The 22,449-nt window shown below is 66.5% G+C and carries 20 protein-coding genes; 11 read left to right on the plus strand and 9 right to left on the minus strand.

From position 1 onward, the window contains the following. Nucleotides 1–7: 7 nt before the first annotated feature. Complete coding sequence (locus tag GV792_RS05350) at nucleotides 8–1,888, minus strand: ABC transporter ATP-binding protein (protein WP_163822499.1); 1,881 nt, start codon at nucleotides 1,886–1,888, stop codon at nucleotides 8–10. A 129-nt stretch (nucleotides 1,889–2,017) separates the two neighbouring features. Here GV792_RS05350 and GV792_RS05355 point away from each other — a divergent pair, with 129 nt between their 5' ends. Then, entirely contained in the window at nucleotides 2,018–4,810 is a 2,793-nt protein-coding gene (locus tag GV792_RS05355; RefSeq protein WP_163822500.1) for an FAD-binding and (Fe-S)-binding domain-containing protein, read from the plus strand. Nucleotides 4,811–5,256: 446 nt separating this feature from the next. Continuing rightward, entirely contained in the window at nucleotides 5,257–6,204 is a 948-nt protein-coding gene (locus tag GV792_RS05360; protein WP_163822501.1) for a DNA-3-methyladenine glycosylase 2 family protein, read from the plus strand. A 32-nt stretch (nucleotides 6,205–6,236) separates the two neighbouring features. On the opposite strand, the gene GV792_RS05365 is transcribed toward GV792_RS05360, so the two are convergent. Further along, complete coding sequence (locus GV792_RS05365) at nucleotides 6,237–6,440, minus strand: hypothetical protein (RefSeq protein ID WP_163822248.1); 204 nt, start codon at nucleotides 6,438–6,440, stop codon at nucleotides 6,237–6,239. A gap of 396 nt (nucleotides 6,441–6,836) precedes the next feature. Between GV792_RS05365 and GV792_RS05370 the strand changes: the two genes are divergently transcribed. The 3 genes from GV792_RS05370 (at nucleotide 6,837) to GV792_RS05380 (ending at nucleotide 8,231) form a co-directional block, all read left to right on the plus strand. Next, the gene (locus GV792_RS05370; protein WP_309138453.1) at nucleotides 6,837–7,739 is read left to right on the plus strand and encodes a helix-turn-helix domain-containing protein; all 903 of its coding nucleotides are present in this window, start codon (nucleotides 6,837–6,839) and stop codon (nucleotides 7,737–7,739) included. Next, nucleotides 7,736–7,966: a DUF397 domain-containing protein gene (locus GV792_RS05375; protein ID WP_163822502.1), complete on the plus strand. Its 231-nt coding sequence runs from the start codon at nucleotides 7,736–7,738 to the stop codon at nucleotides 7,964–7,966. Before GV792_RS05370 ends, GV792_RS05375 begins: the two co-directional genes overlap by 4 nt. Before the next feature lie 97 nt (nucleotides 7,967–8,063). Further along, a complete protein-coding gene (locus GV792_RS05380; protein WP_163822249.1) occupies nucleotides 8,064–8,231 on the plus strand; it encodes a hypothetical protein in 168 nt (55 codons plus the stop codon). 6 nt (nucleotides 8,232–8,237) lie between these two features. Here the strand turns inward: GV792_RS05380 and GV792_RS05385 are convergent, their stop codons facing one another. The 5 genes from GV792_RS05385 to GV792_RS05405 form a co-directional block, all read right to left on the minus strand. Next, entirely contained in the window at nucleotides 8,238–8,984 is a 747-nt protein-coding gene (locus GV792_RS05385) for a succinate dehydrogenase/fumarate reductase iron-sulfur subunit (RefSeq protein WP_163822503.1), read from the minus strand. A gap of 2 nt (nucleotides 8,985–8,986) precedes the next feature. Then, nucleotides 8,987–10,924 carry a fumarate reductase/succinate dehydrogenase flavoprotein subunit gene (locus GV792_RS05390; protein ID WP_163822504.1) on the minus strand — a complete coding sequence of 646 codons (1,938 nt, stop codon included), beginning with the start codon at nucleotides 10,922–10,924 and terminating at the stop codon, nucleotides 8,987–8,989. A 15-nt stretch (nucleotides 10,925–10,939) separates the two neighbouring features. Continuing rightward, entirely contained in the window at nucleotides 10,940–11,770 is an 831-nt protein-coding gene (locus tag GV792_RS05395; RefSeq protein WP_163822505.1) for a hypothetical protein, read from the minus strand. 273 nt (nucleotides 11,771–12,043) lie between these two features. Next, a complete protein-coding gene (locus tag GV792_RS05400) occupies nucleotides 12,044–12,331 on the minus strand; it encodes a hypothetical protein (protein WP_163822506.1) in 288 nt (95 codons plus the stop codon). Nucleotides 12,332–12,495: 164 nt separating this feature from the next. Then, nucleotides 12,496–13,455 (minus strand): alpha/beta fold hydrolase, encoded by a 960-nt coding sequence (locus GV792_RS05405; RefSeq protein ID WP_375154282.1) that lies wholly within the window; start codon nucleotides 13,453–13,455, stop codon nucleotides 12,496–12,498. A gap of 458 nt (nucleotides 13,456–13,913) precedes the next feature. Here GV792_RS05405 and GV792_RS05410 point away from each other — a divergent pair, with 458 nt between their 5' ends. The 3 genes from GV792_RS05410 to GV792_RS05420 all read left to right on the plus strand — a co-directional run bounded on the left by GV792_RS05410 (nucleotide 13,914) and on the right by GV792_RS05420 (nucleotide 17,317). After that, nucleotides 13,914–15,653 carry a serine/threonine-protein kinase gene (locus GV792_RS05410; protein WP_163955494.1) on the plus strand — a complete coding sequence of 580 codons (1,740 nt, stop codon included), beginning with the start codon at nucleotides 13,914–13,916 and terminating at the stop codon, nucleotides 15,651–15,653. A 5-nt stretch (nucleotides 15,654–15,658) separates the two neighbouring features. Continuing rightward, nucleotides 15,659–16,780, plus strand: coding sequence for a BTAD domain-containing putative transcriptional regulator (locus GV792_RS05415; RefSeq protein WP_163822509.1), 1,122 nt, complete (start codon nucleotides 15,659–15,661; stop codon nucleotides 16,778–16,780). 114 nt (nucleotides 16,781–16,894) lie between these two features. Next, nucleotides 16,895–17,317 (plus strand): peptidoglycan-binding domain-containing protein, encoded by a 423-nt coding sequence (locus tag GV792_RS05420; RefSeq protein WP_163822510.1) that lies wholly within the window; start codon nucleotides 16,895–16,897, stop codon nucleotides 17,315–17,317. A gap of 19 nt (nucleotides 17,318–17,336) precedes the next feature. Here GV792_RS05420 and GV792_RS05425 read toward each other — a convergent pair whose 3' ends face one another. Together GV792_RS05425 and GV792_RS05430 are read right to left on the minus strand one after the other, a co-directional pair. Beyond that, nucleotides 17,337–19,289 carry an acyl-CoA dehydrogenase family protein gene (locus GV792_RS05425; RefSeq protein WP_163822511.1) on the minus strand — a complete coding sequence of 651 codons (1,953 nt, stop codon included), beginning with the start codon at nucleotides 19,287–19,289 and terminating at the stop codon, nucleotides 17,337–17,339. A gap of 128 nt (nucleotides 19,290–19,417) precedes the next feature. Continuing rightward, complete coding sequence (locus GV792_RS05430) at nucleotides 19,418–20,599, minus strand: AAA family ATPase (RefSeq protein WP_163822512.1); 1,182 nt, start codon at nucleotides 20,597–20,599, stop codon at nucleotides 19,418–19,420. Nucleotides 20,600–20,751: 152 nt separating this feature from the next. Here GV792_RS05430 and GV792_RS05435 point away from each other — a divergent pair, with 152 nt between their 5' ends. The 3 genes from GV792_RS05435 (at nucleotide 20,752) to GV792_RS05445 (ending at nucleotide 22,448) form a co-directional block, all read left to right on the plus strand. After that, nucleotides 20,752–21,027: a hypothetical protein gene (locus GV792_RS05435; RefSeq protein WP_163822513.1), complete on the plus strand. Its 276-nt coding sequence runs from the start codon at nucleotides 20,752–20,754 to the stop codon at nucleotides 21,025–21,027. Nucleotides 21,028–21,452: 425 nt separating this feature from the next. Further along, nucleotides 21,453–22,043 carry a C40 family peptidase gene (locus GV792_RS05440; RefSeq protein WP_163822704.1) on the plus strand — a complete coding sequence of 197 codons (591 nt, stop codon included), beginning with the start codon at nucleotides 21,453–21,455 and terminating at the stop codon, nucleotides 22,041–22,043. Nucleotides 22,044–22,046: 3 nt separating this feature from the next. Continuing rightward, nucleotides 22,047–22,448, plus strand: coding sequence for an RNA-binding S4 domain-containing protein (locus GV792_RS05445; protein ID WP_163822514.1), 402 nt, complete (start codon nucleotides 22,047–22,049; stop codon nucleotides 22,446–22,448). Nucleotide 22,449: the final 1 nt, after the last annotated feature.

The following is a 22,449-nucleotide window of genomic DNA, read 5'->3' on the forward strand; positions in this document are numbered from 1 at the left end:
GACCGGGTCAGGCGGCGACCGGAGCGGGTTCCTCGGCGAACTGCGTCCGGTACAGCTCCGCATAGCGACCGTTCGCGGCGAGCAGCTGCGGATGGGTGCCGCGCTCGACGATGCGCCCGTCTTCCAGCACCACGATCAGGTCGGCGGCGCGAACGGTGGACAGCCGGTGGGCGATGACGAGCGCGGTGCGGCCCTCCAGTGCTTCGGTCAGCGCTTCCTGGACCGCGGCCTCCGAGGTGGAGTCCAGCGAGGCGGTGGCTTCGTCGAGGATGACCACGCGCGGTTGCTTGAGCAGCAGCCGGGCGATGGTCAGCCGCTGACGTTCACCACCGGAGAGCCGATAGCCACGCTCGCCGACGACCGTGTCGAGCCCGTCGGCCAGCGAGGTGATCAGATCGCGCAGCCGAGCCCGTTCCAGGGCATCCCACAGCTCGGCCTCGGTCGCCTCCGGCCGGGCCAGCAGCAGGTTGGCGCGGATGGTGTCGTGGAACAGGTGCCCGTCCTGGGTGACCAGGCCGACGGTCTGCTGCAGCGACTCGGTGGTCAGCTCACGCACATCGACGCCGTTGATCCGGACCGCGCCGTGGTCGACATCGTAGAGCCGCGAAACCAGCTGCGCGATAGTCGATTTACCGGCGCCGGAGGAGCCGACCAGCGCCACCAGCTGGCCCGGCTCGGCCCGGAGCGAGATGTTGTGCAGCACCTCGACTCCGCCGCGGGTGTCGAGGGTCGCGACCTCTTCGAGCGAGGCAAGCGACACTTTGTCCGCCGACGGGTACCCGAAGCGCACCCCGTCCAACTCCACCGCGGCGGGCCCGTCCGGTACCGCGACGGCGTCGGGCGCTTGCTCGATCAGCGGTTTCAGGTCGAGCACCTCGAACACGCGCTCGAAGCTCACCAGTGCCGACATGATCTCCATCCGCGCGCTGGCCAACGCCGTCAGCGGCGAATACAGGCGGGTGAGCAACAGTGACAGCGCGACCACCGCGCCCGCATCCAGCTGCCCGCGCAGGGCGTACCAGCCGCCCAACCCGTAGACCAGCGCGATCGCCAGCGCCGAGACCAAGGTCAGCGAGGTGACGAAGATGGTCTGCAACATGGCCGAGCGCACCCCGATATCGCGCACCCGCCGGGCCCGCAGCGCGAACTCGTCGGATTCCTGGTGGGGACGGCCGAACAGCTTGACCAAGGTCGCGCCGGGTGCGGAGAACCGTTCGGTCATCTGAGTGCTCATCGCCGAGTTCAGGCCTGCGGCCTCGCGCTGGATATCGGCGAGCCGGTCACCCATCCGCCGCGCCGGGATCACGAACACCGGCAGCAGCAGCAGGGCGAGCAGGGTGATCTGCCAGGACAGCTGGATCATCACCACCAGCGTCAGCGCGACCGTCACCAGATTGGCCACCACTCCGGACAGGGTGTCGCTGAAGGCGCGCTGCGCGCCGATCACATCGTTGTTCAACCGGCTGACCAGCGCACCGGTGCGAGTTCGGGTGAAGAAGGCGATGGGCATCTTCTGTACGTGATCGAAGACGGCGGTGCGTAGATCGAGGATCAAGCCCTCACCGATGCGGGCCGACAGCCAGCGGATCACCAGTCCGAGCGCGGCGTCGACGACGGCGATCGCACCGATGGCCACCGCGAGCAGGACCACCACCCGCGGCGCCGCACCGTCGACGATGTCGTTCACCACCCGTCCCGCCAGCAGCGGTGTCGCGACGGCAAGCAACGCCGACACCACGCTGAACAGCAGGAACGCGCTCATGCGCCGCTTGTGCGGTGCGGCGAATCGCAGAATCCGCCGGGCCGTCGCCATACTGAACGGTCGCTGCTCCTCGGGCGCGTTGATCCGCCGATATATCTGGCTCCGCGCCACCGATTCGATGCTCACCTCGGTATGTCCTTCCACTCCCCGCCAGTCAACCTCAGGCCACCGACACTAAGACCTCAACAAAGGTTGAGCGCAAGTTGTTTCCTCGGGTAGATCGGGTCACCAGGCGGGCGGCATAGGGTGGACACCGTGACCGACGAGGACGGGCGGGTTCGGCTGGCGCGGGCATTGCGTCCGCGAATCGGCGGTGAGGTCGACGTTTCGGATCGGCGTCGCGCCGAGTACTCCTCGGATGCCTCCAACTATCGAGTGCTGCCCACCGCGGTGGTGTTCCCGCGCGAGGATGCCGATGTGGCGGCCGTACTGGAATTCGGGCGGGCCGATGGCATCCCGGTCACGGCGCGCGGTGCGGGAACATCGGTGGCGGGCAATGCCATCGGGCCCGGCATCGTGCTGGATTTCAGCCGGCATATGGACGCCGTACTGGAGCTGGATCCCGTCCACCGCACCGCCAGAGTGCGGCCAGGCCTCGTGCTGTCGGGTTTGCAGCGCCGGGCCGCGGCGCACGGGTTGCGATTCGGCCCCGACCCATCGACCCAGAACCGCTGCACGCTCGGGGGCATGATCGGCAACAACGCCTGCGGCCCGCACGCCCTGGCCTGGGGTCGCACCGCGGACACCGTCCGCGAACTGCGCGTCATCGATGGCACCTGCACCGAACGACGACTGGCGGGCGATCTGGCCGCCGTACCCGGCCTACCCGAATTCACCAGGGACGCACTGGCTGTGTTGCGCACCGATCTCGGCCGATTCGATCGGCAGGCCTCCGGCTACGGGCTGGAACATCTTCTGCCCGAACGTGGTTCGTCGGTCGCCAAGGCGTTCGTCGGCACCGAGGGCACCTGCGGTCTGCTGTTGGAAGCGACGGTCGAGCTGGTGCCGGTGCCGTCGGCGACAGTCCTCGCGGTGCTCGGCTACCCAGATATGGCCACCGCTGCCGACGATATCGCCGCGGTCACCGCGTGCGCACCGATCGCGGTGGAAGGTATCGATGCCCGGCTCGTCGATATCGTCCGCGCGCACCGCGGCACCGTGCCCGACCTACCCCGCGGAACAGGCTGGCTGTTCGTCGAACTCGCGGGCGAGACCCCGGAACACGCCTATGCCGCCGCGATGACGCTGTGCCGTTCGGCAGGCGCCCTCGACTCCACGATCGTCACCGATCCCGCTGCCACCGCGGCCCTGTGGCGCATCCGCGCCGACGGGGCCGGGCTCGCGGGCCGCGCCCCCGGCGGACAGCCCGCGTGGCCCGGCTGGGAGGACGCCGCCGTCCCGCCGCAACATCTCGGCGCCTACCTGCGTGATTTCGCCGACCTCACCGCCGAGCATCAGGTCGACGGGCTGCTCTACGGCCATATCGGCGACGGTTGCATCCATGTGCGGCTCGATCTGCCGATCGCCGATGCACCACAACGGTTCCGGAACTTCCTGTTCGACGCCGCCGAGCTGGTGGTGCGTTACGGCGGGTCGCTGTCGGGTGAACACGGCGACGGCCGTGCTCGCTCGGAACTACTCCCCCTGATGTACTCCCCTGCGGTACTGGTATCGTTCGCCCGATTCAAGGCACTGTTCGATCCGGATGGCGTGCTGAACCCGGGAGTCCTGGTCGATCCAGCGCCGATCGATAGGGATCTGCGCCTGACCGGACTTCCGCAGGTCGCGGCCGACGGTGGCTTTTCCTATCCCCACGACGGCGGCGATCTCGGCACGGCAGTGCACCGCTGCGTGGGTGTCGGAAAGTGCCGGGCCGATACCAGAGCCGCAGGTGGGTTCATGTGCCCGTCCTATCTGGCGACTGCCGATGAAAAGGACAGCACGCGTGGTCGCGCCAGGGTCCTGCAGGAGGTGGTGCGCGGCGCACTGCCGTGGTCGTCGCCTGCCGTCGCGGAATCGCTTGACCTGTGTCTGTCGTGCCGGGCCTGTCGTTCGGATTGTCCGGCCGGTGTCGATATCGCCACCTACAAATCCGAAACCCTGTATCGCCGGTACCGGCACCGTCCGCGGCCGATGGACCACTACACGCTGGGCAGGTTGCCGCGCTGGCTTGCACTGGCGGGCCGCGCGCCGAGGTTGACCAATGCCGCCGCCGCGGTCGGGCCGCTGCGCCGGTTCGGTCTGCGTGCCGGTGGAATGGATCCGCGTCGTGAGGTGCCGTCGCTGGCACCGCGGAGCTTCCGGCGGATCTGGCGGGACTCGCGACCGCATGCGGCGCCGGCCGACGGTCCCGAGGTGATGCTGTGGGTGGACACCTTCACCGACGCCTTCGATCCCGAGATCGCACTGGCCGCGGTGCGGCTGCTGGAGACACTTGGCTACCACGTCCGGATTCCCGGCAAGCGGGTCTGCTGTGGGCTGACCTGGATCAGCACCGGTCAGCTCGACGGCGCAAGGGCACGGTTACGCGCGACGCTGGACGCGCTCGACCAGCATGTCCGCGCCGGCGGCGTCGTGCTCGGCCTCGAACCCTCCTGCACCGCCGCATTACGCGCCGACCTGCCCGAACTACTCCCCGACGATCCCCGCGCCGCGTCGACGGCGGCGGCGGTGCGCACGCTCGCGGAGTTTCTGGCCGAGCATCCGGACTGGACGCCACCGGACCGTTCCGGACAGACGGTGGTGGTGCAGCCGCATTGTCACCAGCACGCGGTCCTCGGCTTCGAGGCCGATCGCCGAATATTAGCCAGAATGGATACTGCGGTGACAGAAATCGCCGGATGCTGTGGTCTTGCCGGAAACTTCGGTATGCAGAAGGGCCATTACGACATTTCGGTCGCGGTGGCAGGAAACGGACTGTTACCGGCGCTGGAACGAGCCGGCGACGATTCGATCGTGGTCGCCGACGGCTTCTCCTGCCGCACCCAGGTTACGCAGCTGGCCGGGCGTCGGAGCAGGCATCTGGCCCAGTTCATCCTGGGCGACTGACGCTTTCGCGTCGTCGGGTTCGTGGGCCCGACCACGCGAAAGCGTCAGTAACATGCTCAGCTGCCGAAGGGTAGGGTCCCCGGCGGAATCTGGTAGCCCGAGCTGCCCGCGGAAACTCCACCCCAGGCGTTGAGCAACCAGTTGAGCGCGTTGGTGATCATTGTCGAAAACCTCCGTAGTGGCGACTGCCAGCTGTTTGCCAATTCGGGTTCATATCGCCTGATATTCCGAAACTGTTACAAACGTGTCCTGACCTGCGGGTACGTCGACATCGGAACGTGATGGCGGCGGCCACGCCCGTCGGTGGTCCCGTCATGTCCACCGGCCGACCGCAGACGAGGCCTCGCGATCGATTCACCCGGCGGCATCGTCCGATCCGGTCGTCGCTCGCCGGTCCATGAGCACCCGTACCGCGCTCGCGGGACATCGGAGCGCACAATGAACCCGTGCGTGATGTGACTGCCGACCGGGAAACGAGCTCCGCCGGCTCGGCCCGCACAGTGACCGCCGACCGCCCGGTCGATCTCGCGCACACCCTCGCACCGCTGAGCCGCGGCCCCGGTGACCCCTGCTATCAGGTGACCCGCGACGGCGCGCATTGGCGCACCGCCCGGATGCCCTCCGGCCCGGTCACCTACCGGCTCGCGCAGGCCGATCCGTGCGCCGTCGACGCCCGCGCGTGGGGGCCGGGCGCGCAGGAGTTCCTCGACCGTTTGCCATGGATGCTGTGCCTGGACGAGGACCTGTCCGGCTTCGTGCCCACCCATCCCAAGATCGTCGAGGCACATCGCCGCCACCCCGGACTGCGCATGCTGCGCACCGGACTGGTGTTCGAGGCGCTGGTGCCGGCCGTGCTGGAACAGAAGGTGCACACCGTCTCGGCGCATGCGTCATGGCGGCGACTGGTGCGGCAGTTCGGCACAACACCGCCGGGCCCGGCGCCCGACGGTATGCGGGTGGCCCCGGACGCCGACGGCTGGCGCTGTATCCCGTCCTGGACCTTCCACCGGGCGAACGTGGGTCCGCAGCGTTCGCAGACCATCGTGCGTGCGGCCCGAGTGGCGCAATCGCTGGAGCGTTGCACCGAGATGGAGCCCGCTGCGGCGGCCCAGCTGCTGCGCAGCGTGCCGGGGATCGGCGAGTGGACGGTCGCCGAGATCTCACAACGGGCCTTCGGCGATGCCGACGCCCTGTCGGTGGGTGATTTCCATCTCGCGGCGATCGTCGGCTGGACCCTGCTCGGGCGTCCACTCGACGATGCCGCGATGGTGGAGTATCTGGAACCGCTACGGCCGCACCGTTATCGCTCGGTCCGGCTGTTGTCGGTCAGTGGTCAGGCGCGCAAACCGAAGTTCGGCCCGCGCACCCCGATCACCGACCATTCCTGGCACTGATCACCGAGCGGCGACCGTGCGCTGCCCCCTCACTACCGCAGCGCTCGATCATCGAGGACGCACCGGCCCGCTTCGACCAGTGTCGCCCGCGCGCGCCGTCGTACCCGGCATTCGTCGACTGTGCAGTCCAGATGTAACTGCATTGCCGCGTGGGCTTGTTCGGAGGTCATGACGCCGGGATCGTTACCGCACGCGAGTAGTGACGCGACGTGCATGTTGAGATTGGTCAGCTGCATTTACGCGACCTCCGTCCACGCGGCGCGGTGGGCGTCGGGGGCGGCTCGGTCGCTGGACATCGGCGACGACTCGGTGAGGTGTACGGTCATGACTCTCCCCGTTCTGCGTGCGATACCTGGTGCTCGACTACCTGTTCTTTCGTGATCCCTTGTGCGAGGCAATCTTCCGGCCTGGCACACTTCCAGCACACCACCGCCGCCCACCCGAGAAGCGGTAGTTCTCGGACTTCTCTACTTTTCGCGCGAATTCCCAGCACAAGATCCGTTCTGGAGTGCAGGATTCTCCATAGTGGACGAAAGATCCATAAGCCCAGGCGAAGTGTGACGGGGGACCGCGCTCGTGGCTCCCCCGGATCGACGGCGCGGGGCCCATCCCAGAGCAGAACGGAGCATGCGGTGCCAGCTGGTTCGGTGAGTTCGGGAAGCAAGACCACGAGTCTGCCGCGACGTCAGCTCGGCCGGTATCTGCGCGATATGCGCACCCAGTCGGGGCTGACGATCGCCCAGGCGGCTCGGCTGATGGAGTGGGGTGCCAGCACCCTGCAACGGTTGGAGAAGGGGCAGGCCGACCGGATCCGCACCATCGATATCCGGGAGCTGTGCCGAATCTACGGCGTCCCCGATCCGCTGGCCGAAGGGCTGGCAGGGCTGGCTCAGCAGGCCGACACCCCGAGTTGGTGGCATGCCTTCGGCGACCTCATTCCCGAAACCTTCGACGTCTATGTGGGTTTGGAGGCCGCAGCGGAGGGGGTCATGGCCTATCAACCCGAGATCGTTCTCGGGCTGCTGCAGACCCCGGACTACGCGCGGGCGCTGTATCGCCTCGCCCATCCCGGGGACACGGACGCCGCGCTGGAACAGCGGGTCCAGGTCCGGCTGCAACGTCAGGCGTTGATCACCCGCAGGGTCGCACCGGCCACGGTGGATGTGGTCCTGCACGAATCGGTACTGCGCCGGATCGTCGGTGGCACCAAAGTGATGTCGGCTCAGTTGCGTCATCTCGCGGACGTCGGCACCCGGGGCAATGTGACCGTGCGGGTGCTGCCGTTCGCCGCGGGCGTCCCGCTCGGCGTGGGGACCGGAGCGTTCACCATCCTCGATTTCGGCACCGATCGCGCGGGCAGGCCTCTGGAACCACCGGTGGTGCATGCCGAGGGTCTGACCGGGGATCTGTATCTCGAACGGCCCGCCGATGTTCGCCGGTACCATCGTGCGCACGAGAACCTCCGGCAGAGTGCGCTGGACGGTCAATCCAGTAGGCACCTGCTGCGGCAGCTGGCGAAGGAGTTCCTGGCATGAGTATCGACAAGGGCGCCGAGATCGATCTCTCCGGCGCCACCTGGCTGCGGGCCGGCGAGGGCGAGGGTGGCGACAGCGTCGAGGTGGCACTGCTGGCCGATGGCCACGTCGGTATGCGAGACGGCAAGGATCCCGACGGCCCGGCATTGATCTTCACACCCGGTGAATGGGCCGCCTTCACCGCCGGTGTGCAGGATGGCGAATTCGACCGGCCGGGCCGTTCCTGACTCCGGTCCCGAGAGCCCACGGCCTGCCTGGGGTTTGACTGCTCAGATAACGGGTAGACAACAACTTGTGGACCGTGGGCTGAAAAACTCCCACCCCTTGTACCGCAGATTGCGGCCGCATGATTGGGTCGAATGGCTCATCATCGCGCTGCTCTTCGCGGTGTCGGCGGTGGGTATCTATGTACTCACCGGCTCGTTGGCGTCGGCATTGTTCGTCGGCGCACTGGTATGGCTGGTGGCAGCGGGCGTGGTAGCCCTGCTCTGAATCGGCTCAGCGACGAAACAGCTTGTTGCCCAGCCAGACCAGCGGATCGTACTTCCGATCGACCACCCGTTCCTTCATCGGGATGAGCGCATTATCGGTGATCTTGATGTGTTCGGGGCACACCTCGGTACAGCATTTGGTGATATTGCAGTAGCCGAGACCATGTTCTTCCTGGGCCATATCTCGACGGTCGGCGACATCGAGCGGATGCATCTCCAGTTCGGCGATGCGCATCAGGAAACGCGGACCGGAAAATGCATGCTTGTTGTCCTCATGATCGCGCACGACGTGACATGTGTTCTGGCACAAGAAACATTCGATGCATTTGCGGAACTCCTGCGACCGCTCCACATCGACCTGCTTCATGCGATAGTCGCCCGGTTTCAGATCCGCCGGCGGAGTGAACGACGGTATCTCCCTGGCTTTCTCGTAGTTGTACGACACGTCGGTCACCAGATCCTTGATGACCGGGAAGGTTCGCATCGGCGTGACGGTGATGAGCTCGGCCTCGGTGAAGGTCGACATCCGGGTCATGCACAGCAGCCGCGGCCTGCCGTTCACCTCGGCCGAACACGAACCACATTTGCCTGCCTTGCAATTCCAGCGCACCGCGAGATCGGGCGCCTGGGTGGCCTGCAACCGGTGGATGATGTCGAGCACCACCTCGCCCTCGTGCACGGGCACGGTGAAGTCGTGCAGCTCGCCGCCGTCGATATCGCCGCGCCAGATGCGGAACCTGGCGTCGTAACCCATAGTCAGGCCTCTCCGTCGGTGGAAACTCCGGTCGCCGGATGTCCGGCGAGTTCGGCTGGGGTGTAGTACTTCTCGAGCTCGGAAAGATCGAACAGTGCCAGCAGTTCGGGCCGCATCGGCACCTGATCCTCGACCGTCACCGCCACACCCGGCACGACATCGTCGGGTCGAGCCGGATCCAGCGCGCAGACCAGAAGTTTGTTGCGCCACGCCGGATCCATGGCCGGATGATCGTCGCGGGTATGCCCACCGCGGCTCTCGGTACGCAGCAGCGCTGCCTCCGCGACACATTCGCTGACCAGCAGCATGTTGCGCAGGTCGAGTGCGAGATGCCAGCCCGGATTGAACTGGCGGTGCCCTTCGACGGTCACCGTTGCGAATCGCGTGCGCAGTTCGGCCAGCTTGTCGACGGCCTCACGCACCTCGTGTTCCTTGCGGATGATGCCGACCAGATCGTTCATGGTCTGCTGCAGATCGGTGTGCAGGGTGTAGGGGTTCTCGCCGGTGCCGGTGGCGGGTGGATCGAACGGCGACAGCGCGATCTTCGCGGCCGTGGCGATATCGCCGTCGGCGATGGACGGCCGACTCTCCAGGCCTTCCACATAGGCGGCCGCACCGAGTCCGGCTCTGCGCCCGAAAACCAGCAGGTCCGACAGCGAATTGCCGCCGAGCCGGTTCGAGCCGTGCATACCGCCGGAACACTCACCCGCCGCGAACAACCCGGGGACTCGCGCGGCACCGGTGTCGGGGTCGACCTCGATGCCACCCATCACGTAATGGCAGGTCGGGCCGACTTCCATGGGTTCTTTGGTGATGTCGACGTCGGCCAGCTCCTTGAACTGGTGATGCATCGACGGCAGCCTGCGTACGATCTCGTCGGCGGGCATACGGGAGGCGATATCGAGGTAGACCCCGCCGTGTTCGGTACCGCGACCGGCCTTGACCTCTTCGTTGATGGCGCGGGCCACCTCATCGCGCGGCAGCAGGTCGGGGGTGCGGCGCGCGGAATCGTTGTCGCGCAGCCACTGGTCGGCCTCCGCCTCGGTTTCTGCGTACTGTCCCTTGAACACGGCCGGGATGTAGTCGAACATGAACCGCTTGCCGTCGGTGTTCTTCAGTACACCGCCGTCGCCGCGCACACCCTCGGTGACCAGGATGCCCTTCACACTCGGCGGCCAGACCATCCCGGTCGGATGGAACTGCAGGAACTCCATATTGATCAGGGCGGCGCCTGCCCGCAGCGCGAGGGCGTGACCATCGCCGGTGTACTCCCAGGAGTTCGAGGTGACCTTGTAGGACTTGCCGATGCCGCCGGTCGCCAGCACCACAGCGGGGGTCTCGAAGAGAATGAACCGGCCCGATTCGCGCCAGTAGCCGAACGCGCCGCTGATCCGGTCGCCGTCCTTGAGCAGCTCGGTCACCGTGCATTCGGCGAAGACCTTGATCCGCGACTCGTAGTCGCCGGTCTCGGCGAAATCCTCCTGCTGCAACGAGACGATCTTCTGCTGCATCGTCCGGATGATCTCGAGGCCGGTCCGGTCGCCGACATGGGCGAGGCGCGGATACGTGTGGCCGCCGAAGTTGCGCTGACTGATGCGACCATCGGGTGTCCGATCGAACAGCGCGCCATAGCTTTCCAGCTCCCACACCCGGTCGGGTGCTTCGCGCGCGTGCAGTTCGGCCATCCGCCAGTTGTTGAGGAACTTGCCACCGCGCATGGTGTCGCGGTAATGGGTCTCCCAGTTGTCCTTCTCGTTGGCGTTGCCCATCGAGGCCGCGCAGCCACCTTCGGCCATGACGGTATGTGCCTTGCCGAACAGCGATTTACACACCACCGCTACCGACAAACCGTGTTCACGTGCCTCGATTACCGCGCGCAGTCCGGCGCCACCGGCACCGATCACGACGACGTCGTATGCGTGCCGTTCCACTTCTGGCATAGCCGCGAAAACTCCTCAGTCGATGAATCGAAGATCCGAAATCGTCCCGCTGGCAACCAACATCACGTAGAAGTCGGTCAGCATGAGCGTGCCGAGAGTGGTCCAGGCCAGGGCCATGTGCCGGGTGTTGAGCTTGGAGATCTGGGTCCAGAACCAGTACCGCACCGGGTGGGCGGAGAAGTGTTTGAGCCTGCCTCCGGCGATATGCCTGCAGGAATGGCAGGACACGGTGTAGGCCCAGAGCAGGATCACGTTGCCGGTGAGGATCAGGCTGCCGAGGCCCATCCCGAATCCGCCGGTCGCGCCGTGATAGGCGCCGATGGCGTCGTAGGTGTTGATCACCGAGATGATCACCGCGACATAGAAGAAGTAGCGGTGCACGTTCTGGATGATCAGCGGCAGCCTGGTTTCGCCGCTGTAGGTCTTGTGCGGTTCGGCGACCGCGCAGGCGGGCGGTGACAGCCACACGGACCGGTAGTAGGCCTTGCGGTAGTAGTAGCAGGTCAGCCGGAAACCGAGCAGGAACGGCAGCGCCACGAACCCGAGCGGAAGGATCGCCGGGATCTCGCCGAACGGCGTGCCGAAATGGCTGGATCCCTCGACACAGGAGGTGCTCAGGCACGGTGAGTAGAACGGCGTCAGATAGTGGTAGTCGGCGACCCAATATGCCGTGCGCACATAGGATCTGACCGTCGCATAGATCACGAACGCGGCAAGGCCGAGCACCGTGAACAGTGGGGGCACCCACCATCGGTCGGTACGCAGCGTCTGCTGCGAGATCCGGGCCCTGGTCCTGCTGAATACGCCGGTTCCCGATTCGGGGGTCACGGTCGGTGCGGCACTCACCGGTCGATCCCTCGCTGATCCGCGGTGCGGGTGGTCATCATTACCTCCGCGATCGAATGTGATGAGGAGCACCATACGCCGCAGGTGCTATCGCATGAGCAGGGTCTCGCCAACGCGGCCCCCGCTACATGCGGGTGATTTGTATCACAGTCGACCGCCGGCGAAGCTCTGCGCACCGGTGCGGTGAACCGGCGGCAACTCGTCGATGCGGGAACGAATCCGGAGGTGAACGCACGACGTCCGCCCGCGCGGGGCGGGCGGACGTCGGCAGGGCTACTTCGTTCGGGGACGCGAGTGGAAGCCGAGGCCTTCGTCCTGCGCGCCCATCCAGGCGGCCTCGTCGGACTTGCTGTCCGGGACGTAGATGGGAGCCTGTGAGCGCTTGGGCACCACCGGCGGTGGTGACTGCTCGAGCTCGTCGGTATCGATGGCGAGTCGCTCCAGATCGTTCTCCAAGCGGCGCACCGTATTGGCGTCGCCGTAGTTCGCGCGCAGTGCCTCTATGGACTGCCGGAGTTGGCCGACGGCGTAGCGGAGATCCGCGAATTCGCTGCGTGTCATCGATTCCTCCTGAGTTCATACCCGGTCATCCGGATCGGCTACCGCGCGGACCTCGCTGGCCGCGTGACGGCGTGTCGTTGTGACCGACCACACATCGTGATCTACAACACAGTAGCTCGAGTTCTCGGATTCGGCTCGTCGGATACCGGTGAGTAGCCGAACGATCATCCGGCGACCGCGTAGTCCCTGCTGTGTCCGCGTGCCGCTGTGAACGCGCGCTCGACCAGACCGGCAACCGAGGCGGCGACCTCCTCCGAGCGTTCGAGGATCACGCTGTGACCGGCCCCTTCGAGCCGGACCAGTTCCGAGCTCGACAGCTGCGAGGCGAGTACGACCGAGTGTGTGAACGGCACCATGATGTCCGCGGTGCCCGCGAGCACCAGTGCGGGGATCGCGCCGAGCCGATGCAGCACGGCCGTCTCGTCGAAGGCCATCAGGGAGGCGAGGAATCCGGCCATGGTGAGTAGTGACGTCTCGTTCAACATGGCCGTCGCGAGGGCGACCAGACGCGGATTCACCTTTCTGGTACCGAAATTCGCCTCTCGGAGGATAGGTTCGAGGATTCGCCGCGACAGGCTTTTCGATGCCTGCAACAACCGGGGTGCCCGGCGCACCGCGAAATGTAGCGAGTTCACCGCATGCCGGTTCAGGAGTCGGCCGAGCCCGACCTCGGTGAGACCATTGGCCGCGCCCGAGATGAGCCCGACCCCGACGACACGGGTGCCGATCGCTTCCGGGAAGAGCCGGGAGTAGGCGAGCACCACCATCGCGCCCATGGAATGACCGACCAGCACCACCGGACCGCGTGGGGCCACCGTCCGGAGCACGGTGTCGAGGTCGCGGCCGAGCTGTTCGATGGTGTAGGTCGCATGGTCGCCTGCACCGGATTCGCCGTGGCCGCGGTGGTCGTAGAACACCATGCGGGTGGCTTCGCCCCACTGGCGCAGCAGGTGTTCGCGCAGGAAGGACCACGATTCGGTGCGCAGGCAATGTCCGTGCGCGAAGACAACGGTCAACGGTGCGTCGTCGGAGCCGAAGGTGCGTACGGCGAGCGGGACGCCGTCGTCGGTGGACACGGTGAGACGGTGGCCGTCGTAGTCGGCGGCCCGGCGGGGGCGGGTCATCGTGGACATGACTTTCTCCTGTCTGGCCCCACCGTCGGGCGTGCACCCGCACCGTGGTCGGAGTGTTCTTGCCGGGTTGTCGCTGTGCCTTTCCGCCTCGTTAGCTGCTCGTACCTGGTGTTATGCACACGTTGCCGAACCGAGTCCGGTGGTCGATCTGGGGTGGGAGCCGAGATCGACAGGAAAATCTCGCGTTGTCTAGTAATTCGGCTAGAGATATTAAGAGAGTGCTGAGCTGAGACGCCAGGCTTCTATTCGCAAATCGAGCAGATTTGCTAGATTGCCGAAGATTGTCATCGCATCGCTCGCCTGGTGGCTGCGCGGGTGCCGTGATTCCATTCTCGAAAGCGCGAAAAGTCTTGTAGCGTATGCGAACCGGTAGATCGCCGTCGCTCGGCCGGGTCGTTTCGTGCGAATCCGGCCCTCGGGAACTCAGGGGACGACACGTGGTACTGCGGTTGGGTGAACCGTTCGCCGATTACCGGATCGAGCAGGAGCTCGGTGCGGGCGGCATGGGCGTGGTCTACCGCGCCACGCACCCGCGGCTACCGAGGACGGTGGCGCTGAAGGTGCTCGACCCGGCGAAGGCGGGCAGGCGCAATATCCAGCTGTTCAGCCGGGAAGCCGACCTGGTGTGCGGGCTCTCGCACACCAACATCGTCATGATCCTGGATCGGGGCGAAACCGACGGCGTCTGCTGGATCGAAATGGAGTACGTCGACGGCCCAAACGCCGCCGAGCTGCTGTCGCGCGAACCTCATGGGCTCGACCCCGATCGCGCCGTGCACATCATCGGCGACGCGGCCGCCGGGCTCGATTACGCCCACCGCAACAACGTCGTCCACCGCGATATCAAGCCGTCCAATCTGCTGGTCGCGACGGTCGACGGTCGCGAGCGCACCCTGGTCGCCGATTTCGGAATCGCCCGCAGCCTCGCGGACGGGGCCACCCTCACCAGGGCGGGGATGCGCGAATACACCCCGCACTACGTCGCGCCGGAACGGTTCGTCAGCTCCGTGCCCGACCATCGATCCGATATCTACTCCCTCGGCGCGACGCTCTACCAGCTGCTGACCGGCTCGGTGCCCTACCCGAGCCGCGGTGATCAAGAGCTGATCAACGCCCATCGCAACGAGCCGGCCCCGGTCCCGACACTGATACGTCCCTCGTTGCCCGCCGCCATGGACGAGGTCATCGCCAAGGCCATGGCGAAGGATCCCGGCCAGCGGTTCCAGTCCTGCGGCGAGCTGACCGCGGCTGCCCGCGCGGCGCTCGGCGGTGCGCCGCCATACCCGGACGAACCGAGCGGAAACCCGGCGCCGGCTCGCATGGCTCCGAGCGACCCCGCTCATGCCGGGTCGGGCGACGCCTCGCCGCACGATACGACGAGCACCACGCGCGAATCCGTCGCCCTCGCGACAACCACCGCCGATCCGACGCCTCCCGATACCGCCGAGCTGCCGATCACATCCGGTGTCGCGGCCAGCGCCGACCCGACGAATGCCGGGGTAGACGGTGCGGTAGCAGTCGCCGGCGCGGCCGCACCCGTGACGCCGGAGGCGGCCGAGACCAGTCGTGGACCAGCTGCGCCGCGCGAACAGCAAGATTCGGCGACCTCGGCTGCCGGTGCGAATGGGATGGCCGATACCAGCGCCGAGAAGCACGCGAACAGCTCATTCTCATGGCGAGCTGTTCCGCGTCGGCTATGGCCTATCGCCGGGACTGTGGTGGTGGGCGCGGTGGCGGCAGGCGTAGTCCTGTTCAGTGCGGGAACCGAACCCGGTACGCCCGCCGAACCAGGCGCCGGCACGTCGACGGGAGCGGCCGCGGAACTCGGCGGGCGCATCCGGGAACGGTGCTACTGGCCGATCCGTATACCCGCCGATAACGGCACGTATTTTGAGCTGCCCAGTCGCGAACAAGGCCACGTCGACGCGCAATGCATCCTCAATCAGGGCGACCGTGGCGATGGCGTCGCCGCCGTCCAGCGTGCGCTGACGCTGTGCCACTCGATTCCACTGAGCGTGAACGGGATCTACGACCACCCAACCATGACGGCTGTCCGCCATCTGCAACAGGAGAGAGGCGTCAAAGTCGACGGCATCTACGGCCCGCAGACTCGGACCGAGGTGCTCGAATGGCCGGTCTTTCGCGAGTCGGACGGTGAGTTCGACGGCACCTGCGGGCGGTCGGATTGAACGCTGTGGTGGACGTCCGTCTGCTCGGACCGGTCCGGCTACTTGTCGGCGGCCGACCGCTCGATATTCGTGCGAACCTGACATTGACCACTGTGGCCGTGCTGGCCGACGCCCGCGGCGTCGCACTGTCGCCGGAGCAGCTCGGCAACCACATCTGGGACGACAATCCACCGCAGACGTACCGGAAGGCGCTACAGAACCGGATCGCCGAGATCCGATCGGCCCTGCGCGCGGCCGGAGTGGCCGATACCGAGCTCCTGCGCACCGACAATGGCTGCTACCGGTTTGCCATCGGCCGAGATCAGTGCGACGCGAGCCGTTTCGCGGACACCCGTGTGCGTGCCGCACAGGCCCGCGACCGTTGTGACTATCCGCGTGCCGCAGCACTGTTCCGGCAGGCACTCGACGAATGGTCCGGGTCGGGATTGGACGGGCTGGCGCCCTCGAAGTTCGTCGACATGTTCGTCGCGCAGGTCGGCGAGGAACGCAAACAGACCCTCGCCGACCGGATCGATATGGACCTGATGTGCGGGCGCGCGGCCGAGATCATCGGTGAGCTGCGGGTGCTTGCCGAGGCCGCACCCACCGACGAAGCGGCCTGGATCCGCTTCGGAACCGCGCTATATCGATGCGGCAGAGACGATGAGGCATTGGATGCTTGCCGGGCCATCCTGAACCGACGCCGTGCGGAGGGGAAGGATGCCGCTCCGGCACTGTGGGCGTTGCAGGAACGGATCCTGCGGCACGAGCCGTTGCCTGAGGTCGCGGGCGTAGTGCTCGCGCAGCGTGCGGTCGCCGATCACGCCACCGTCCAGGAGTCGCCGGGTGCGGTCGTGCTGGCCACCGCCGATGGTCAACGCTTCGAAGTGACCGCCGCAGGCCTCACCATCGGGCGCGGCGCCGATAACGACATCCGCCTGATCGATCCGAAGGTCAGCCGCAACCACGCTCGCGTCGACACCGACGGTGAGGTCGCGCGGATCGAGGACCTCGGCTCGTCGAACGGCGTCTACGTCAACGATCGCAGGCTGAACCCGTCCGGGGTCGTCGAGCCGGGTGACCGGATCCGGGTCGGCTCCACCCTGCTGCGGGTCTGTCCGGCGGGCGCACTGACGCCGGACTGGTGAGTGCGGCATTACCGCGGCATTACCGGGGCGTTGGCGTCGGTTCCTACATTCGGTTCATCGGATTCGGAGCAGGTCCGAATCACTTGCCCAGCAAGGGAAGACGAGGAGACAGAGATGAACCGACTGGTGCGGATGCGACGCAACGGGACCCGGCGTGTGCTGCGCGCGGTGATGATCGCGGCGGTGGCGTCGAGTGCGTTCGGCACAGTCGCACACGCTTCTCCCGGCAATGCGTCGCCAGGCGCTGACCCGGCGGGGCCCGGTGCGGCCGCGTCGGCAGGGACGCTGGTCGACTGCGCCGTGGAGGAGACAACGCTGCGATCGGGTTCGCGTGGCGACTGTGTCTCAGCGGTGCAGGCATTCGTCAGCGGGTACTACGGCAACGGCACCATCTCCATCGATGGCAAGTACGGCGACGACACCGCCGAAGCGGTACGTAATTTCCAGCGCTACAGCGGTATCCGCGCTGACGGCGTCGTCGGTCCCGACACCTGGCGGCTGGTGATGCACAGCTGCGGCAAGCGCGGGGCCTGCTGACCGTCGCGCCGTCGACCCGTCAGGTCCCTACCCCGCGGGTCGACGGCAGGAACGGGCGCAGCAGGTTGGTTTCGGTGGACGGCCCGAATTGCCATTCGGCGATCCACGGGCCGGTGCCCTCGCTCTGATCGAGCACACCGTCCTCGAGCCAGTCGTGCTGACCGTCGAGGATGCCGCTGGTGAGGGTGCGGTCTTCGTCGTCGGTGTTGTCCCACAGCGCGTCGAACAGCGCACGCACCCGCAACCGCGACTGCCGGCAGAAGGTGTCGGCGAGTTCGGTGGCCGACCGTGCCTCCACCGCGCCGGACGTGCGCAGGTCCTGGGCCCGGACGCAGGCCGCCGACATAGCGAACAGCTCCGCGCCGATATCGACGATGCGGCCGAGGAAGTTCTGCCGGTATTCCAGACCGGCCTGCCAGCGTCCCATCGCATACATCAGCGACCGTGCCTGCTTGCGGGCATTGCGTTCGACGAAACGCAGGTGCCTGGCCAGCGGGCCGAATTCCGGATAGCTCGCGGGTACCGTGCCCGCGCCGACGGCCAGCTGCGGGAACCATTTGGCATAGAAACCACCCGCGCCGACCGCGGCCTTGGCCTTGTCCTTCAACTCCGCATTGCGGTCGACCAGCGCCCCGGCGGCGGACATATGCGCATCGGCCATCTCCCTGGCGATCAATAGCCGCATGATCTCGCTCGACCCCTCGAAGATCCGGTTGATCCGCAGGTCGCGCAGCACTTGTTCGGCGGGCACGGCGCGTTCTCCGCGCGCGGCCAGCGATGCCGCGGTTTCGTAGCCGCGGCCGCCGCGGATCTGGACCAGTTCGTCGACGACCTTGCAGCTCATCTCGCTGGACCACAGCTTCGCCAGCGCGGCCTCGATCCGGATGTCGTTGCGTCCCTCGTCGCACATGGTGGCCGACAGATCGAGCACCGCTTCCAGCGCGAAGGTGGTGGCGGCGATGAACGACAGTTTGGCCCCGACGGCGGCATGCTCGCCGACGGGCCTGCCCCACTGCACCCGCTGGGTACTCCATTCGCGGGCGATCTTGAGCGACCACTTCGACGCCGCCGTGCACAATGCGGGAATTGCGAGCCTGCCCGCGTTCAGGGTGGTGAGCGCGATCTTGAGGCCGTCGCCTTCGCGACCGATCAGATTGCGTGCCGGCACCCGGACGTTGTGCATCCTGGTCACACCGTTCTCGATACCGCGCAGACCCATGAACGTATTGCGCCGCTCAACGGTCAATCCCGGCGAATCGGCCTCGACGACGAAGGCCGAGATCCCACCGCGATGGCCTTCGCTCTTCGGCACCCTCGCCATCACCACAAGCAGCTCGGCGACGACACCGTTGGTGGTCCAGAGTTTCACCCCGTTGAGTTCGTACGCCTCACCGTCGTCGGTTGGGGTCGCGGTACTGGCCATGCGAGCCGGGTCGGAACCCACATCGGGCTCGGTGAGCAGGAATGCGCTCACGGCGCCTGCGGCGCAGCGCGGCAGGAACTCGGCCTTCTGCTCGTCGGTGCCTGCGAGTTTGAGCGGTTCGGGTACGCCGATGGACTGATGCGCCGACAGTAGGACCCCGAGGCTTGGATGGGTCGAGCCCACCAGCATGAGGGCCCGGTTGTAGCCGTATTGGGACAGTCCCTGCCCGCCGTAGTCGCTCGGAATCTTCAGCCCGAAGCAGCCGAGGCGTGCCAATGCGCTGACGTAGTCGTCGGGGATCTTGGATTGCTCCTCGATCACCGCGCCGTCCATGGATGCGCAGACCGGCCGTAGCCTGGCCAGGAATTCGTCGGTGCTGTCGGCGTCCTCGGCGGTGGGCCGCGGGTAGGGGTGGATCAGATCGAGCCGGAATCGCCCGAGAAACATCTCCTTCGCGAACGATGGCTTGGCCCAGCCGGTTTCGCGGGATTCTTCGACAAGTGCCCGGGCCTGTTCCTCGGTGGCGTCGACTTTCGCGGTGGTGGCCATATCTGCTCCTCGGAAGTGATCGGGATCACATTCGAGTGTAGGAAAGTTAGTTACCCGCCGGTAGGTCTCGAGCTCACGTATTTCTACAGGTTTCTAATGATCTTGATAGAAGAGCGAATGGCGGGCAATCAGACGCTGCGCAGATAGCGGCCGAAATGTGGCACGGTGAACCCGATCGTGCCGCGTTCGGCCGAGTAGATCAGGCCTTTCTTGATCAGGCCGTCCCGCGCCGGTGACAGTGACGCCGGTTTGCGGCCCAACTCCGAGGCCACCGCCGAGGTCGCGACCGGGCCGTCGTCACCGGACAGGTCCGCCATGGCCCGCATGTATTCGCGTTCGGCCGGCGTCGCGCGTTCGTAGCGTGAGCCGAAGAATCCGACCGCGAGCTCCTCCTCCGCCGTCGGCGCGGCGACCTCCACGTCTTCGGCGGTGATCGGGCTGCCAGGGGCCTGATCCCAGGTCGCTTTGCCGTAGGCCTGCACGAAATACGGGTAGCCGTCGGCCTTCTGGTACAGCGCGTGCAGCGCCTCGTCGGTGAACTTCACCTCCTCGCGTTCGGCGGGTGCGATCAGCGCCTGATCAGCCGATTCCCGGTCCAGCCGGTCGATCCGGTGATAGCTGAACAGCCGCTCGGAATAGCTCTTGGACGCCGAGAGCACCGCGGGCAGATGTGGCAGCCCGGCTCCGACCACGATCAGCGGCGCCGCATCCTGGCTCAACTCGTGGCAGGCGCCGCAGATGGCAGAGATATCGGCGGGGCTGAGATCCTGCATCTCATCGATGAAGATGGCTATCCCGACGCCGATATCGGCGGCAAGTGCGGCTGCTTCGACCAGCAGTTCCACCAGGTCGATCTCGATATCTCCGGAGTCGGCGCGGCCGGTCACCGCGGGTACGTCGATGCCCGGCTGCCAGCGTTCCCGCATGCCCTTATCCGCGGTGGAACGCAGCGCGAATGCCTTGAGAATGCCGAGGAAGTCGTCGACCCGTTCGGGATTGCGGTGCGACATGGCGATGGCCCGCACCGCCATATGCAGTGCCGAGGACAGTGGCCGGCGCAATTCCTGGTCCGGCCTTGCCTCGATCTTGCCGGTACCCCAGCCGCGCGAGACCGCCGCGGAACGAAGCTGGTTGAGCAATACCGTTTTCCCGACGCCGCGCAGTCCGGTGAGCATGACGCTGCGTTCCGGCCTGCCACGCGCGATCCGTTCGAGCACGATATCGAAGGCGTCGAGTTGTTTGCCGCGCCCGGCCAATTCGGGCGGGCGCTGACCGGCGCCGGGGGCATACGGATTGCGCACGGGGTCCATACCCCGACACCGTAGCGCGTTCGGTCATCGATATCTGGGCGTCTCTACGGCGTGTCCTAGATATGGCTATCGGATCATCATCGCGGAGCGGCGGCCGCGGCATTGATACCGCCGAAACTAAGCTGGGTCTCCCGCGAGGATTGGAGACAACTATGTCCGGCGATGAGGACATCCCCTCCGGCACCGCCGAGGTCGTCGAGTCATGGGAGGTCCCGGCCGGATCGGTGGTGGCGAGCCGGATTCGTGCCAATATCCTGGTCGCCATCGAACGCGGCTACGACGATCCGCAGCTGGTCGCCGACCTGGCGGTCGGTCCACTGGTGATGGCGGTCGGGCAGCTGGAAGTCGAGCTGGCGGCCGCACGCCGTCGTATCGAGGAACTCGAGCGTGCCGTCGCCGATCGTTCAGGTGGATCGGCGCACGCCTGACGCAGCGCGACCCGCACTCGGCGCGACCGGTCCGGCATCGGCTGGATAACGGACCTCTTCGGTGATACCGCTCCGTTATCCGGCGAATGGTCGGTCAACTCTCCGGGTTTTCACTGTGTTTGCCGCCGTAATGCACCTCGAGGAAAGTCCCGGCTCTGTGCGCTGGACAACATCGCGTCGGCACCGTAATCTTCTCGTGACTTAGTGGAGTCTGTCGCTTCGTAAGAGAAGCGGCGCCACCGGAGTCACCGCTTCATCGTCGGTCGGGATTCGTGGATCTCGGCTGTCGAACCGGGCATCGAGAGGTTGTACCCAACCTCGCTCGGTCGGCGGGAGAGCACGAAGATCGGAGACGCAGCTCAGTGGGTAAACACAGCTTGCAGCGGGATTCTCGTTTGCCGAATTCCGTCAAGAGTGCGCTCGTCATGGGCGCGGTGGCAGCATCCACAGGGGCCATGCCGGCCATTTCGGCTTCGGCGGCCACGATCGACATCCCCGGCGTCGGCAAGTTCGAGGTGGACGTTCCGCCCGAGTTCCAGCAGCCGGTGGAACAGCTCAACAACCAGTTGCAGGCCGCGATGGCCCCGCACGCGCAGGGCGGGCCGCAGGCTGCCGCCCCGGCGCCAGGCGTTCCCGGTTTCGCCCCGGTCATGCCCGGCATGTTCGACAACTCCCCCGGCGATATCGCTCTCAATGCGGCCAAGACCAAGGTCGGCGCCCAGTACTCCTGGGGTGCGGCCGGTCCGTTCAGCTTCGACTGCTCCGGTCTCGTTCAGTGGGCCTACCGGCAGGCCGGTATCAAGTTGCCCCGCACCAGCTTCGAACAGTCGCACGTCGGCGCACCCGTTGCCTTCAACGATTTGCGTCCCGGTGACATCGTCATCACCAACGGTGGCGGTCACGTCGGCATCTACGCCGGCGGCGGTCAGCTGCTCAACGCGGTGCAGTCCGGTACCCCGGTCTCCTACACCACGCTGACCCCCGACGAAGTGGTCACCGCACGCCGTATCGTGTAACGAGTGGCCCACGCCGAAACCGGCAATCAGAACACCGCGACCCAGGCCCGAGTGGATTCCTGGACGTGGGCGGTGCGTCTGTTCAAAACCCGCTCAGCAGCAGCTGAAGCCTGCCGCGGCGGACACGTCCGCGTCAATGGAGCCGCGGCCAAACCCGCTCAGCCCGTCCGGCCCGGCGACGAGGTCCGGATCCGGATCAGCGGAATCGAACGTATCGTGATCGTCGAGCGCATCATCACCAAACGTGTCAGCGCTCCGATCGCCGCGCAATGCCTGATCGATCGCAGCCCGCCGCCACCGTCGCGGGAAATTCTGGCCACCATGCCGCGCCGCGACCGCGGTGCTGGGAGGCCGACCAAACGCGAACGCCGGGAAACCGACCGGCTTCTCGGTCGCACCGACTGAC

The sequence above is a fragment of the Nocardia cyriacigeorgica genome, from assembly GCF_010868145.1.
GTDB classification, from domain to species: Bacteria; Actinomycetota; Actinomycetes; order Mycobacteriales; family Mycobacteriaceae; genus Nocardia; species Nocardia cyriacigeorgica_D.

What these genes read in the sequence shown, in the direction of transcription:
- GV792_RS05365 (WP_163822248.1), bottom strand. Translation starts at nt 6,440, where the DNA reads ATGCAGCTGACCAATCTCAACATGCACGTCGCGTCACTACTCGCGTGC.
- GV792_RS05375 (WP_163822502.1), top strand. Translation starts at nt 7,736, where the DNA reads ATGAGTATCGACAAGGGCGCCGAGATCGATCTCTCCGGCGCCACCTGG.
- GV792_RS05385 (WP_163822503.1), bottom strand. Translation starts at nt 8,984, where the DNA reads ATGGGTTACGACGCCAGGTTCCGCATCTGGCGCGGCGATATCGACGGC.
- GV792_RS05390 (WP_163822504.1), bottom strand. Translation starts at nt 10,924, where the DNA reads ATGCCAGAAGTGGAACGGCACGCATACGACGTCGTCGTGATCGGTGCC.
- GV792_RS05400 (WP_163822506.1), bottom strand. Translation starts at nt 12,331, where the DNA reads ATGACACGCAGCGAATTCGCGGATCTCCGCTACGCCGTCGGCCAACTC.
- GV792_RS05405 (WP_375154282.1), bottom strand. Translation starts at nt 13,455, where the DNA reads ATGACCCGCCCCCGCCGGGCCGCCGACTACGACGGCCACCGTCTCACC.
- GV792_RS05420 (WP_163822510.1), top strand. Translation starts at nt 16,895, where the DNA reads ATGAACCGACTGGTGCGGATGCGACGCAACGGGACCCGGCGTGTGCTG.
- GV792_RS05425 (WP_163822511.1), bottom strand. Translation starts at nt 19,289, where the DNA reads ATGGCCACCACCGCGAAAGTCGACGCCACCGAGGAACAGGCCCGGGCA.
- GV792_RS05430 (WP_163822512.1), bottom strand. Translation starts at nt 20,599, where the DNA reads ATGGACCCCGTGCGCAATCCGTATGCCCCCGGCGCCGGTCAGCGCCCG.
- GV792_RS05435 (WP_163822513.1), top strand. Translation starts at nt 20,752, where the DNA reads ATGTCCGGCGATGAGGACATCCCCTCCGGCACCGCCGAGGTCGTCGAG.
- GV792_RS05440 (WP_163822704.1), top strand. Translation starts at nt 21,453, where the DNA reads ATGGGCGCGGTGGCAGCATCCACAGGGGCCATGCCGGCCATTTCGGCT.